Source organism: Candidatus Venteria ishoeyi (assembly GCF_030378065.1).
GTDB classification, from domain to species: Bacteria; Pseudomonadota; Gammaproteobacteria; order Beggiatoales; family Beggiatoaceae; genus Venteria; species Venteria ishoeyi.
In genome coordinates this window covers 1-12,117 of the sequence record NZ_JAUCGJ010000079.1, presented here as the reverse complement: position 1 = coordinate 12,117, position 12,117 = coordinate 1, and the positions used below count along the sequence as shown (strand labels likewise).

At 41.7% G+C, this 12,117-nt stretch carries 15 protein-coding genes and 1 tRNA gene; 9 read left to right on the top strand and 7 right to left on the bottom strand.

The features are described 5' to 3' along the window. The 9 genes from QUF61_RS17565 to QUF61_RS17525 all read left to right on the top strand — a co-directional run. Nucleotides 1–539: YqaJ viral recombinase family protein (locus QUF61_RS17565; RefSeq protein WP_289682868.1), on the top strand; the 539-nt coding region annotated here is incomplete at its 5' end. A gap of 38 nt (nucleotides 540–577) precedes the next feature. Beyond that, nucleotides 578–1,183, top strand: a complete 606-nt coding sequence (locus QUF61_RS17560; RefSeq protein ID WP_289682867.1) for a hypothetical protein — start codon at nucleotides 578–580, stop codon at nucleotides 1,181–1,183. 10 nt (nucleotides 1,184–1,193) lie between these two features. After that, nucleotides 1,194–1,252 (top strand) — tRNA-OTHER (locus QUF61_RS17555). 162 nt (nucleotides 1,253–1,414) lie between these two features. Continuing rightward, nucleotides 1,415–1,597 carry a hypothetical protein gene (locus QUF61_RS17550; RefSeq protein ID WP_289682866.1) on the top strand — a complete coding sequence of 61 codons (183 nt, stop codon included), beginning with the start codon at nucleotides 1,415–1,417 and terminating at the stop codon, nucleotides 1,595–1,597. After that, nucleotides 1,597–1,896, top strand: a complete 300-nt coding sequence (locus QUF61_RS17545; protein WP_289682865.1) for a hypothetical protein — start codon at nucleotides 1,597–1,599, stop codon at nucleotides 1,894–1,896. Before QUF61_RS17550 ends, QUF61_RS17545 begins: the two co-directional genes overlap by 1 nt. Continuing rightward, nucleotides 1,862–2,308 carry a hypothetical protein gene (locus QUF61_RS17540; protein WP_289682864.1) on the top strand — a complete coding sequence of 149 codons (447 nt, stop codon included), beginning with the start codon at nucleotides 1,862–1,864 and terminating at the stop codon, nucleotides 2,306–2,308. The genes QUF61_RS17545 and QUF61_RS17540 overlap by 35 nt, the downstream gene beginning before the upstream one ends. Continuing rightward, a complete protein-coding gene (locus QUF61_RS17535) occupies nucleotides 2,301–2,426 on the top strand; it encodes a hypothetical protein (RefSeq protein ID WP_289682863.1) in 126 nt (41 codons plus the stop codon). Before QUF61_RS17540 ends, QUF61_RS17535 begins: the two co-directional genes overlap by 8 nt. A gap of 414 nt (nucleotides 2,427–2,840) precedes the next feature. Then, entirely contained in the window at nucleotides 2,841–3,266 is a 426-nt protein-coding gene (locus QUF61_RS17530) for a hypothetical protein (protein ID WP_289682862.1), read from the top strand. Next, nucleotides 3,253–3,663: a hypothetical protein gene (locus tag QUF61_RS17525; RefSeq protein WP_289682861.1), complete on the top strand. Its 411-nt coding sequence runs from the start codon at nucleotides 3,253–3,255 to the stop codon at nucleotides 3,661–3,663. Before QUF61_RS17530 ends, QUF61_RS17525 begins: the two co-directional genes overlap by 14 nt. A gap of 9 nt (nucleotides 3,664–3,672) precedes the next feature. Here the strand turns inward: QUF61_RS17525 and QUF61_RS17520 are convergent, their stop codons facing one another. Genes QUF61_RS17520 through QUF61_RS17490 form a run of 7 tightly spaced genes read right to left on the bottom strand, consistent with a single transcriptional unit; the run spans nucleotide 3,673 to nucleotide 12,035 of the window. Next, on the bottom strand, nucleotides 3,673–3,975 hold the full coding sequence (locus QUF61_RS17520; RefSeq protein ID WP_289682860.1) for a hypothetical protein: 303 nt from the start codon (nucleotides 3,973–3,975) through the stop codon (nucleotides 3,673–3,675). Continuing rightward, nucleotides 3,975–6,827: a hypothetical protein gene (locus QUF61_RS17515; protein WP_289682859.1), complete on the bottom strand. Its 2,853-nt coding sequence runs from the start codon at nucleotides 6,825–6,827 to the stop codon at nucleotides 3,975–3,977. The genes QUF61_RS17520 and QUF61_RS17515 overlap by 1 nt, the downstream gene beginning before the upstream one ends. A gap of 1 nt (nucleotide 6,828) precedes the next feature. After that, nucleotides 6,829–8,265: a hypothetical protein gene (locus tag QUF61_RS17510; protein ID WP_289682858.1), complete on the bottom strand. Its 1,437-nt coding sequence runs from the start codon at nucleotides 8,263–8,265 to the stop codon at nucleotides 6,829–6,831. After that, the gene (locus QUF61_RS17505) at nucleotides 8,265–8,951 is read right to left on the bottom strand and encodes a glycine zipper domain-containing protein (RefSeq protein WP_289682857.1); all 687 of its coding nucleotides are present in this window, start codon (nucleotides 8,949–8,951) and stop codon (nucleotides 8,265–8,267) included. Before QUF61_RS17505 ends, QUF61_RS17510 begins: the two co-directional genes overlap by 1 nt. Nucleotides 8,952–8,966: 15 nt before the next feature. Then, nucleotides 8,967–11,318 (bottom strand): hypothetical protein, encoded by a 2,352-nt coding sequence (locus QUF61_RS17500; RefSeq protein ID WP_289682856.1) that lies wholly within the window; start codon nucleotides 11,316–11,318, stop codon nucleotides 8,967–8,969. Nucleotides 11,319–11,327: 9 nt separating this feature from the next. Continuing rightward, nucleotides 11,328–11,564, bottom strand: a complete 237-nt coding sequence (locus QUF61_RS17495; RefSeq protein WP_289682855.1) for a hypothetical protein — start codon at nucleotides 11,562–11,564, stop codon at nucleotides 11,328–11,330. 45 nt (nucleotides 11,565–11,609) lie between these two features. Continuing rightward, nucleotides 11,610–12,035 (bottom strand): D-Ala-D-Ala carboxypeptidase family metallohydrolase, encoded by a 426-nt coding sequence (locus QUF61_RS17490; protein ID WP_289682854.1) that lies wholly within the window; start codon nucleotides 12,033–12,035, stop codon nucleotides 11,610–11,612. Nucleotides 12,036–12,117 lie beyond the last annotated feature (82 nt).

The following is a 12,117-nucleotide window of genomic DNA, read 5'->3' as shown; positions in this document are numbered from 1 at the left end:
TAATGGGCCCCAAGGGCATATCAAAAACAGGCTACACCTATCTCTGGGAGCTTATAGCTGAAAGAGAAACAGGGAATAACAAACCAGTTCCAACCACTCAGGCCATGCAATGGGGTATTGACCAGGAACCTTTTGCTGGCATTGAGTGTGTTAAAACAACAGGTGAAGACCTAATACAAGGGGAGAGCATTACAAAAGGCTCTCTAGTGGCTACACCAGACTTCCTACACATTGACAGTGAAGAGAAGTATGGAGTGGAAGCTAAATGCCCTCACGCCTCTTATAAGCAGAGTCAGAGACTTCGCTACAAGAGCTGGAAAGATGTTAAGAAACACATGCCAGACTACTATTGGCAAATGATAGCAGGAATGGTGGCTACAGGAATGAAGCAATGGAAGTTTATAAGCTTCGACCCTCGTTTCATTGATGTAAAGAAGCGCCTTGTCATTATAGACATCCCATATAACGAAGAAGACATATCTCTCATGTTAGAGAGAATAGAAGAGGCCGAAGCTTTCTTTATAGAAAACAAGGCATAAACAGCACAATAAACGTGCACAAACAAAGGAGCCAAACAATGGCCATTAATATACCAGCATCAGCACCATCAGACTTCACAGAACTTCCTGCAGGGACATACCCCGCTGTAATCAGAGGAGTGTGGGACATTGGAAGACACAAAAGTGAATGGCAAGGAGTGGTGAAAATCAACCATCAAGTGATAATTAGTTATGAATTTGATGAAGCCATACCAGATGGTAAATATGAAGGCGACAGATACACTGTTAATACATGGGTGAATTTACCTCCTGCATATGACGAAAGAAGCAAGTTCATTAAGATACGAAATGCCGTAGAGGGTCGTGTCACTGTTGCTGAGGACTACATCGATTATGATGAACAGGCCTTAGTGGGTAGAAATGTTTTGGTTGCCGTAGAGCATACACCAAAGGGTAAGCCTAAGATAGTGACAGTGAGTAGCCCAATGAAGGGAATGACTCCACTCTCTCCCGTTAATGAGTCAGCTATGCCAGAATGGGTGAAGACTAATTTTCTTGACAAAGCTATTGTTGAGGAAACACTTGCAGCACCAGCACAGCCAGCAACTCCGACACAGCCTGTGCAGCCAAGCAACGACTTCCCTCCAACTGAAGCATACACAGACGATTTGCCTTTCGGCTAAATGAACGGTGTGCAATGTAGCTCAGTTGGTTAGAGCCTTGGTGCGGTGGTTCAAGTCCACCCATTGCATTTTAATAGGCTGTTGTGGCAAATGGAGGATCTGGCTAAGAAATTCAACCCGTCACAGTGGCCTATTTTAAATTACAGGGAGGAGCAAGAATGTCTTGCAAGTTAAACAATGTCGGGAAACACTGTTTTCCCTCCCTCATTTTACAAACAAAAGGAAAAGAATATGAAGAATATCGAAGAAGCAAAGAAAATATTAACATCAAGCCTAAGTAATATCTACTGTGATTCGTGTAAGAATGATGGTGATGACGATAGATGTGATGGGTGCAATAGAAAAGCAATGGGCTGGGAGCCAGCAGAGTGGTTTATAGAATCAATGGCTAAAGAAATAGTTGGAGAAAAATAATGTCAGACATATTAAAGAAAATGAATACAATAGGTGCTAAAATGCAGAAGGGCACAGCTAAAGAGAGAGACATAATGGACTTCCATCTCCTCTTCTGCAAACAAACCATTGTAGACCTAAATGTAGGTGGTACAGAAGAACTTGCTGCACTCCCTAAAAGCCAGCTTATAGTGGCTCTTGACAGCATGGCTATGGTGATGTGGCAAGACTCATGGAAATTCTCTCCTCAGGAAGTGAAAGCTGAAAAAGAGCAGGAGGCTATAGATGAAGTGGAGAAAAAGGGAAGTGAAGAAGCTTAGAGTTCCTTGTGACCTAAGACTTACAGAAGAGGTGAAAGTGTTTACAGACGCTCTCAAGGATGAATTTGAGCTAAGTAGACCTAATGTGTATTTAGAAGGGTGCCTCTCTCTTATGGAGAGAAAGAAGTACATCCTAGACTGCATATGGGCAAGTGACTACGTTATAGCCTATCGCACCAAGTCAACACAACGCCTTTCATTAAAAGAATATAGCAAGGGGGAGAGGGTGAAAATGTACATCTATCACATTGAACCGCTCTCCTCCTCACAGGTGTATCTATACTACAAAACCAATTGTGACACAGAGGACACTAAATTTAAAGTGTGTCTACAGAGAATAAGAAACATGAAAAAAGAGGTGGCGGACTTGTTCCCTGTCTCTGTAAGAAAAGGAATGCCTAGCAATGAATAAAAAACATAGTGTAGAAGGTGAGATAAAATGGGCAGCACTGAAGTTGACAGCTTCAATAGCTGCTGGTGTTGCCCTTGTAACATTGGTGTCAACATATGCGGAGACGTTAGTTTGGTAAGTGAAACAGTGAATATAAACTCAGACTTTCTTTCCTCAAGGTCTGACAGTATAAGAGATGAAGAAGAGAGAAGCAGAAAGAAACCAAAGAAACATCACACAATAGTTGACCCAGGGTTTGCAAAGGCTGTCTCTGGCTTTACAAAAGAGATGAGTGATGAGAAGAGGCATAGACTCTCCATGCGTAACACAGGGAAATGGACTAGCTTATGAGGGCAATGGAAGTGAGGTGTGCATGTGGTAGAGTGTATGATGTTGAACATAAGCCCTCCACACCAAAGAATGTTGAATATGTCTCCACCTCCCATTGTCACAATTGTGAAGAAACAGGGGAGAGAGTGGAGAAATTTGTCTACAAAACAAAGAAAGAGAAAAGTACATATATGGAAAATGAAGCACAGGAGACATTGTTTTAATGGCTGTTGAGAAAATAAGGAATGGTGGAGCTTGGACTGAGGCTGAGTTTAATAGCAGAATTACTAGCGCATTGAGAAAGGTTAGCTCATATTGGAAACCTAAGCAGAAATGCCTTAAGAAGGCAAATGTATCAAGAGGAATGTACAGATGTGAACACTGCAAACAAGTGGTTCCTCTGAAGATATGGGGTGTTTGGAAAAGTGGGAAGAAAGAAGGGAAGCCTCGCAAAATAACTAACATACTTGCAGATCACATAAATCCCGTTGTAGACCCTGCTGTAGGCAATATTTCATGGGATGTATATATTGAGAGGATGTTCGTGGAAGAAGATGGCTATCAAGCTCTCTGCCACGACTGCCACTCTAAAAAGACAAAGGCAGAAAATGCCATAGCTACGGCTAGGAGAAAACGTGAAAATAGTTGAATGGAGCATTGAGGGCATGGTTGTTGAATATGCTAAAAGAATAAAGGCCAGTGGGAAACCCTCTCCTCGTTATGAGAAATGGGTGGAGGCTTGCTCCAATGTTATAGGGGCCATTTCTAAGCCCATAGGCTATGTTGATGTGTGTGAAATAAAACTCATGTACAATAAAAAGCTTCCTAGAACAAACTCAGACAGAGCTTCTGCCATACAAGATATGCTTAAGAGGTGTAATGTTATAGAGAGTGATAGTTATGATGCTATGCCAGATACAAGGCAGAAAGGGCGTTATTATCAAACATGGGGCGGAGTGAAGGTGAAGCTTCGTATAGACGAAACCCACCCTCTCAACCAAGGCATTAATTGGAAAGAATTTCCTGTTATTAAGGAATGGGCGTAAAGCCCCCCATTACATACCCATTCTTCCCATACTCTTTATTCTCTTCTGGGCACTAGATATAAGCCCTTGAGCCTCACCATACACCTCATCCTTCTCAGGAACAGATGATAGAAGCCTAACAGCCTTACGGAGTCCTTCACGGGACTCTTTTTGCTTTGGGTCTCTAAGAATGGAAAGAGCTTCTGTATATGCTTTGTTCTTAGCTGTTCCCTTTGCTTTCTTTACATCTCCCGATATAGTGGACATTGGAACACTTGTCATTCCTGTTCTGCTCTTTATATTCCCATTGTCTGTTATTGTATTTACAGGCATTATTTACCTTTCCCTTCTAGTTTCTTAAGAAGTCTCTTTGCAGACATTCTCTCTTTGTTTGTAAATTCATCACCTGTTGAAGCTGCTGCCCTAGCTATAAAAGCCTTATCCATAAGAGACAACACATCAAAGAACTTAAATTCACTTGACATTATGTCCGCTGTTACAAGAGGGTTTCTCTCCATTAACTTGCTGAACGCCTCTTTTGTTGGGTCAGCCTTCCCTTTCTTTATAGCCTTCTTTTTCATTCTATTAAGCTCTTTAGAGAGTTGTGCATTTGTACTCTTTATCTTATTCATAGCTCTATTAAGTCTCCACTCGTAAGGAGCCACTTTTGAGAATGCTTTATTTATTACACCCTCAGCAAGAGCAAGATATTGAGTGCCATGCCCTGCAGTTCTAACCCCCTTAAATGCGCTTAATAAATTGTCAGCATTACTTATCTTACCAGAAGAAGAAACATTAAATGTTGAGAATATAGCTTGATCCTCCACCATGTCGGCTAGTTTTTCACCATACTTCTCTTTAAAGGCTTTAAATGAATCTGTATTCTTTGAGAATCCACCTTCATCTGCAAAATGCCTCACCTCTTTACTGAAATCAGAAGCCACATTACCTTTTAGCTTTGCATCAGTCTTAGCTTTTGATAAGGCTTGTTTTATCTCTGTCACTCGCCTTTTAATGCCTTTTTTCACTTGATCTGTAGATAGCTTGGCGTATCTGTCAATCTTCTGTTTAGTGCTTGCAGAGGCTTCTACAATGGCTTTCTGAGCCTTCTTTGTGTCAATGTCCACCGCCTTCACTGCTTCTTTAGTTTCAGACGCTATACCAATCTTTTTAGCCCTGCTCCTAACTTCTTTCTCAACATCAATTCCGAAATGCTTTTTCCACTCTGGAAACCTTCCTCCAGTGGAGAAGTCTTTGTGCGTCCCTTCTTTGGCAAACTTAGTAGCTGCATCATCTATAAATTCATCTAAGTTAGCTATAGCATCGTTGAAATCTATATCATCAACAACCTCAGACTTTCTTGAATCAATCTTCATTGCTTTGAATAGTTTCTTCTTTGCATTACCCGCTTTCCCGCCAAGTTCTTGAGAAGATAACAACGCCTCATACCCCTCGGCTCCAAGTGCATTCTCAACAACGTCGTCAGCCTCAACCTTGAAATTGTCTGCTGCTCTCTTTATTGTATCGTCAACAGAACCCTCTTTAGAAAGAGCCTTATTAAATTGTCTTTTAGCCGCAACAATGTCATTTGCGTTTCCCTGCTTTATTCTCCTAAAGGACTCAGCAAATGCAGGGTCAATATCTTGACTTCTTAGCATTCTTTTGTATTCAGCAAGAGGGGCTTTCTTGTTTATAGCATTTATCTTATTGACAATGTCAGTATAATCAACAACCCTATCTACATCGCCTTCTGCTGAAGCAATCATTTCCTCAATCAAGCCTTTCCTTGTTGGGACATCTATCTTCCCTGTTTTAGCTATTTTTTCAGCCTCATTAAAAGCTTCGTTCGTGCCTCTACCACTAAACTTGCCCTTCTTTGTGAATTGCTTAACAACTTCCTCTGAGTCTATTTCAGAAGGGATAGCTTTTGCCTCTGCTTCCGCCCCAGCCTCGATAGCGCCTTTCCTCTCCGCTCCCGCTATTTCAGCTTGAACAGTGGATGCCTCTTTCTCTGCCTGAGCAACATCTTTTCTTGCCTCTTTCTTAATGGCAATGTTTTCTCTAACATCTGCCCCAACGTCTTTCACTCTGTCAAGCTCTGCCTGTATGTTATCGGCATTCTTCTCCAAGCTAGAAAGGGTGCGCTCATCAAACATTGCCTCAATGGACTCATCCTGTATTTGACCAGAAGGTGTGAGTTCTCCTGCTTGTCTCTTGCGTATGTTAACAAGTTTTTCACGAACACTCTCCCCTGGTTGCTTCTCTATGAAATCAATCATTTTCTTGTTTCTAACACCAAACTTAGCAAGTCTGTCAGATGTAACATCAAGAGCTTTCTGTGTTAATGTCTCTGCCGTTTCTGTACCAAGCTTCCTCGCAACCTTCTTTCCTGCTGTTATAATGCCTTTGAGAAGTCCTTTAAGCACAAATGGATCACTGCCAATCTCTAACATTAGCCCTCCGACAACATCTGTTGCTGTAGTGAGTGCCCCGCTATTCTTACTCTCTTCCAATTTGTCTATTAGCTCTATTGTAGAGGCAATTTTTTCCTTAGGAATTTCTCCACTAAGAATGGACTTCCTTACATTCTCATTTAGAGTCTTAATTATTGCATCAGCATTGGTGTTTTGGGCTTCTCTTGAACTAGACCATTCTTGCAGATCATCAATGAATGGCTTTAACAGCCTAGTGTCTTCTTCTGCTAAATCTCCCTGTTGTGTTATAGCTCCAAGCCCTCTTGAGAAGATGGTGGAGGCTGTACCTATTGCCTGTCCAGGGGTGGCTGACTCTTTACCAAATATATTTCTACTGAGTACATCTGCAGTGGTTTCTGCCTCAGTACCCATTCTAGCCTCTCTCTCCTCAACAAGTTTCTGCCCATGTCTTTCCATTGCTTCTGGATCGGCTGCAGAGGCTTTTGCAAGCTTTATTCTTGGGTCTTCATGCATGGCCTCGTCTTCTGCCACAAGAGCATCCCCTGCTTCTGGAGACAATGTCCCGCCTAAAGCCTGTTGCCTAAGTTGCTCTGCGGGAGACTCTGTTACTGGTTCATCGAAAGTTATTCTATCGCTATACTCAGGGTATTTTTCGATCATTTTCTCAGCCAACATTCTATTGTCAACATGATCGTAAGAACCTGGGTATTTAGCTTTTATTTTATCAGCAAACTCATTATATGTAGCCATTCTATATTCCTAATCCCAATGGGTCTTTCGGTGCTTCAGCCTGTACAGGAAGAGCTTCTTCTGTTGGTGCAGTGGCTTGCCGTGTTGCTGTAGGTCTATCTGAAGGAGTTACGCTTCCACCGCCAGCAATGTCTCTAATAGTGTCCTCAAAAGAAGTTGCCTTCTTAAGGGTGATGTCTGAGTCTCTAGCCTCCTTAATGAATCTCGCTTTGTCTTCCTCTGAAGCCATAAGGTCAAGTACATCAAGGGTTCTATCTGTTCCAGCTCTATCTGCAGTGCTTCCACTGTCTTTAACATGACTAAGCAACCATGCTGCAAATTGTTTCTGAGCACCTCTATTAGGCCTTGATCTCTTACCTGTGTTAGGGTTGACAGCAACAGTGTTAAATATAGGGGCTAGCGTTCCAGCAAGAGATTTGTTTACATCCGCTATTCTACTGTCCCAGAAATTCTTTTCCCTTGTAAGCATGTGCTCTAGTTGCTTAAGTAGTGGCTTTGGTATCGCATCCATTGGCTTACCTTTTATCTCCTGTATCTTGTTTTTCACTGAGCCAGCCCATGAATTAGGAAACAATGCTCTCTGCTGAGACTCTGTTGATTGCCCACCAGTAGATAACACTTGGGCTATAATAGAAGCTATCTCTTGCCCAATCTGTTGTGTTCCTTCAAATTCCCCCTCTTCAATACCAGTTATTGTATCAAGAGCATCTTGTATAGCAATTTGTTTATTAATTGATGTACCAAGCACTCTCTGACCGCCCTTACTACCAAACGTCAATGCATCCTGCACCTTTGATATTCTAGCTCTATCCTGCTGTATGGTTGGCAATTCTCGTTCATTTTCATCATATAATTTACCAAATGTCCCTTTGCCTTTACCGCCTTTACCAGAGCCTGCTCTAGCTGAAGCATCATTAAGGCCTTTCTCCATTGACTCAAGCTGTTTTATTACGTCTGGATCAGTGGTGGAGCCTTTAGCGTTATTTATCTTGTTGCCAGCTATAGCTATCTTTTCTGGGTCTGCTGTAGTCATAGCTTCTTCTAATACATCTCTTAAAGAGAATATAGTTTCTTGGTGAGCCTTCTGCTTCACTTCTGTGTCAGCCTTCTTTCTCATTAATGAGTATATGTTAATAAGTTCTTTTGGGTCTTTTACATTAGCAGCCATATTCTCATAAACAGTGGTGTCTGCAAGCTGAAGCTCTTGTCCATAAGCTGTAATACCTTGCACACCACTCTTCAAAAGCTCATCTGCCTCTTTCTGCTTTTGTACATTTATTTCATTCTTCTGCAACACTTCAGCACTCTTAAGTGCCCCTTGCATAGCTCCACTTAGGTCTTGCCCTAGTGTGCGTCTACCTTGTGCTTGTGAAGCAATGTTTCTTCCTTCAATGTCAACAATGTCTTGCTCTAACTGGTCTATAGTGTCCACTGGCATTATATTAGTCCTCTTTTTGCTTTAAAAGATGTGTTTAATTGTTCTTTGAATGCTTTCTTTTGCCCTATGTCATACATTAAATTAGCAAGGGTGTTTCTGCGTTCATTCTTAATGGCTTGTTCACCTGTAAGGGCTTCTTGCTCTAATGAAAGCCCTATGCCTTTAAGTCTAGCCTTTCTGTTGGCCATAGCCTTAGCATTACTCTTTCTTTGTTGTTTCTTAATGAGCTTACGCTTTAGGTCGGCTTGTTTTCTAGCTATTCTGTCTTTCTCACTACTGTCAATCATGTAGTCAACAACAGAGCCAACAGCACCACCAACAGCACCACCAACAGCCGTTCCTGCTCCAGGAGCTATAACGGTTCCTATGCCTGCGCCTGCTGCTCCACCAATGGTTGAGCCAAGCCCACCACTAGCATTTGCAGCATTGGAAAGAGCCTCTATTGCAGCAAGCTCCTGCTGCATGTCAAGAGAGCTTTTTGAAGGCTCTGCTTTAGCTACAGGAGCGGGCTCAGATTGCCCTATTGTTTGAAGTCCTCGCAACCTTCTCTCTGGCTGTGCCCCCATTTCTGGGGAATAGTCTCTCCTCCCTCTTGTGGGGTCAAAGGAGAGGGCTTCTGTATCTTGTGTTATTGTTGGGAACATTACATTTGCTTCGTTCCCCAGTGTATTATTTACCATTGTCATATTTACTCCATTTCCTTAATGTTGAAACTTGTATTTAGAAGCGTCCACATTAAGACTTTTTTCTTTGAGCACATCCCTTGCGTATCCGCCTGAGTCAGAATGAGTTTCACCTACTCCATCAGTGTTCGTTATTTGTCCTTGGAACTCATATGGTTCTGAACGATTTCCTTCATCATCCTTGCCAAACGCTTGTACAGACCAATTTATTACAGGTATGTTTTTTCTACCCTTAACCTTTCTGTACCCAGAAGTTGCTTTAACAAAATGAGGTGCCCCACCAATGTATACAATGGCTTCATTGTTATCGTCAAGCTTTTCAAGGAGTGGAGTCATGCCAGTTCCAGTGAACATATTTGTGTTATAGTCTGCTCCAGCTATACCGTCTTTAATTGTTAAGTCCTCGCTATTTGATGGATCTAAACTATCATCCCTAAGGAAAACACCTTTATTAGCCATGTTCTGGAATAATTCTGGGTCTTTCTCGTCAAGCTCTTCCATCAGTAACATTGTAGGGAAGTTGCCTTCTATGATGTCGTTTATTAGCTTGACATCATTCTCATCAGTTTTGAACTTGTCTATGTCCACTCCGTAGTCTGAATATTTATATTCTTTTCCACCTTCGCCTGTAAACGAGTCACCTGCAATGCCTTTGCCTTCTGCTGTCATGTCATAAATGCCATTCATCATCTGTTGTTTATTCATTCCATCGTCTTTCAATGACAACAAGTTTTCCTTAAAGGAAGCTTGATTCATCAATGCGTCTCTAAAGGCTTTTTGTTCTCCCGCTGGCAAAGAGCTGTATTGCTTCTTCATTTTATCGTGATAGTTGTTGTACAGCCTATCAAGCTCTTGGTTTGTGAAGTTTTCAAGACCATCAACAGGCTCATCTGCTGATTCTTTTCTTGAATTAAATTCTGGGTGGTATGCGTCCCCATCCCAATCTGTAAGTATTGCGTCAAATTTAAAAGCACTCTCAATGTTGTCTAGTGTGATGGCATCATCATATACAGTGATGAAATCCTCCCCCACTTGTATAGTGCCATCTCTACCCATGTCGTCCTCTATAACCGCATCCAATAGGGCTGCAGAAACATCGTCACCTTCGTATTTGCTATAAATGGGGCCAAATGTCTCTTTTGCTCTGTCCATTCTTGAAGCTCTCTGCTTATCGGCAATGTATGCGTCTAAGAACACTTCCTGCACTGCAAGGTCGTCAAACCCTCTCTTTCCTTCTTCAAGGTCTTTTATTATTTGGGCATCATCCTCATCTATCAAGAAGTCTTCATACTCCTCTTCTGGTATAGTGCCAAAATAGTCCATAATGAAACCAGCACCCATGTCTTTGTCTGTACCTAGCTTTCTTATTATGTCACCCCTAGACTCATTAAGCTGTTGCCCTTCCCCTGGGTTCATGGCGAGGTCTATGATGTCTTTTCTTATCTGAATGTATTGAGCGGCAATGTTCTCATCTTTTTGTTTCTGATAATAACTTTGGAAAGCAGGGTTTAACACTGGCACAAACTGAGGAAATTCTTCCTTTAAACTTTCGGCCAATGCTACAGCATTCTCTATATCTCCACTCTCAAGCATGGATGTTATTGTGTTGCTCCATGTTTCAGCTTCGGCCATATATAGCTCTCTATCAAAAGAAGCATCACTTATAGCCTTCTCTTTAGCTATACTCATTGCTTCATTGCTGAACTTCATGTTAGCTGCTGTTACAGCGTCCCCTCTTGAAAGAGCTGCATTTCTAATGGAAGCCATGTTTTTAGCATTAATGAACCCACTGTCCTTACCCTGTGCCAATAAATGAGAAAAGGCATTACGTATGTTCTGCTGATCAATAGCTTCTTGTTTTAAGGCCTGTTGTATCTCTTCATCTTTAATGTCTTGGGCTTGACCTAATACAGAATCATAGTCCACCTTTGGATCTCTGTCTGTTGTGCCTGTTCCACCTGCTGCGAGAGCTTCGCCAAAACCATATTTCTCTTCTTTCTCATCTTTTTCAAGGGCTTCACCAAAGCCATATTTCTTTTCTTTCTTTTCTTTTTCATGTTTTTCAAGAGCTTCACTAAAGCCATAGTCTATTGGTGTTGACTTAGGTGTACTATCTGGTGTCTCCACTACAACAGGTTTATCCACTTCAACAGGTGTATCTGTGCTACCTGTTATTGTGTCTTTATATTTGCTTACTGTGTCTTTATGTTTGCTTACGAGAGCTTTTGCATCCGCTTCTCCTGACGAGCCAGCCACATATTTGCCTGCTGCAAGATCATCAGACGCTTTTCCTGCATTGTCCCCGCTAAAATCTAGCGTGTTTCTTCCCTCTATGCTTGTGTCGCCAGTTATTGTATTTGCTGTTACCATTTCGTCCTCTTAAGGTTCTAGTGCTGTTATACGAGCTTCAAAGTCTGCATTTATCACTTTTTGCTCCTCTAATTCTTTTTCTATTTCTTCTATTCGCTTTGTCAAATCATCTATTGATGTTCCATTCACTCTCACTTGGCTAATGATGGATTTTATAGAGGCTGAAATGGCGTTTAAGTTGGTGGCAAAAAAGCCCCTACTTTGCCCTTCAGCATACCCAATGTTCATTGCATCATACGTTCTCATTATTTCTCCTACTAACAATATAAGTTAATGAAACTCTATTGTAACTCACCATCTTCGTTTTCTTCCAACATCTAAATGGAGTCTATTGCTATATAGCCCTATTCCACCGCCTCTAAATACATCTACATTAAGAGCACATTCATACATGATAACAACAGGCACGTCAGAAGAAACATCAACAGCATTAGCGTTCGTGTGCTCGCTCTCATCTTCTCCGCCCTCTTCCGTGTTGTGCTTCTTACACCTAAAGCCACTGTTTATGTGTACAGGGGTGTCTTCACCCACATAAGAAGAAAGAGCCTTTCTAAAGCTCTCAAGTCCATCTATTAGTTTTTCACTTATAGGAGCACTACCATTACAGCAATGCTCTCCCTTACATGCAAATTCATCTCTATAAAAATGTTCGCTCATTTGCTCTCTAGGCACGTTTACGCCTTCTTTTAGGTAGAGCCTTACATTTGCCTTTTGCATAGGCCTCTCTTCCATTCTTGCCTGTTACAAACCAGTGAATGGGGGTTGCTAGGGCTATGTACCATCTGCGCTTAATAGCTCT

Bases quoted from the DNA above. Each gene is read 5' to 3' on its own strand.
- QUF61_RS17495 (WP_289682855.1), bottom strand. From the start codon at position 11,564: ATGAGAACGTATGATGCAATGAACATTGGGTATGCTGAAGGGCAAAGT.
- QUF61_RS17545 (WP_289682865.1), top strand. From the start codon at position 1,597: ATGTCAGACATATTAAAGAAAATGAATACAATAGGTGCTAAAATGCAG.
- QUF61_RS17500 (WP_289682856.1), bottom strand. From the start codon at position 11,318: ATGGTAACAGCAAATACAATAACTGGCGACACAAGCATAGAGGGAAGA.
- QUF61_RS17540 (WP_289682864.1), top strand. From the start codon at position 1,862: ATGAAGTGGAGAAAAAGGGAAGTGAAGAAGCTTAGAGTTCCTTGTGAC.
- QUF61_RS17550 (WP_289682866.1), top strand. From the start codon at position 1,415: ATGAAGAATATCGAAGAAGCAAAGAAAATATTAACATCAAGCCTAAGT.
- QUF61_RS17510 (WP_289682858.1), bottom strand. From the start codon at position 8,265: ATGCCAGTGGACACTATAGACCAGTTAGAGCAAGACATTGTTGACATT.
- QUF61_RS17530 (WP_289682862.1), top strand. From the start codon at position 2,841: ATGGCTGTTGAGAAAATAAGGAATGGTGGAGCTTGGACTGAGGCTGAG.
- QUF61_RS17515 (WP_289682859.1), bottom strand. From the start codon at position 6,827: ATGGCTACATATAATGAGTTTGCTGATAAAATAAAAGCTAAATACCCA.
- QUF61_RS17505 (WP_289682857.1), bottom strand. From the start codon at position 8,951: ATGACAATGGTAAATAATACACTGGGGAACGAAGCAAATGTAATGTTC.
- QUF61_RS17490 (WP_289682854.1), bottom strand. From the start codon at position 12,035: ATGCAAAAGGCAAATGTAAGGCTCTACCTAAAAGAAGGCGTAAACGTG.
- QUF61_RS17520 (WP_289682860.1), bottom strand. From the start codon at position 3,975: ATGCCTGTAAATACAATAACAGACAATGGGAATATAAAGAGCAGAACA.
- QUF61_RS17560 (WP_289682867.1), top strand. From the start codon at position 578: ATGGCCATTAATATACCAGCATCAGCACCATCAGACTTCACAGAACTT.
- QUF61_RS17535 (WP_289682863.1), top strand. From the start codon at position 2,301: ATGAATAAAAAACATAGTGTAGAAGGTGAGATAAAATGGGCAGCACTG.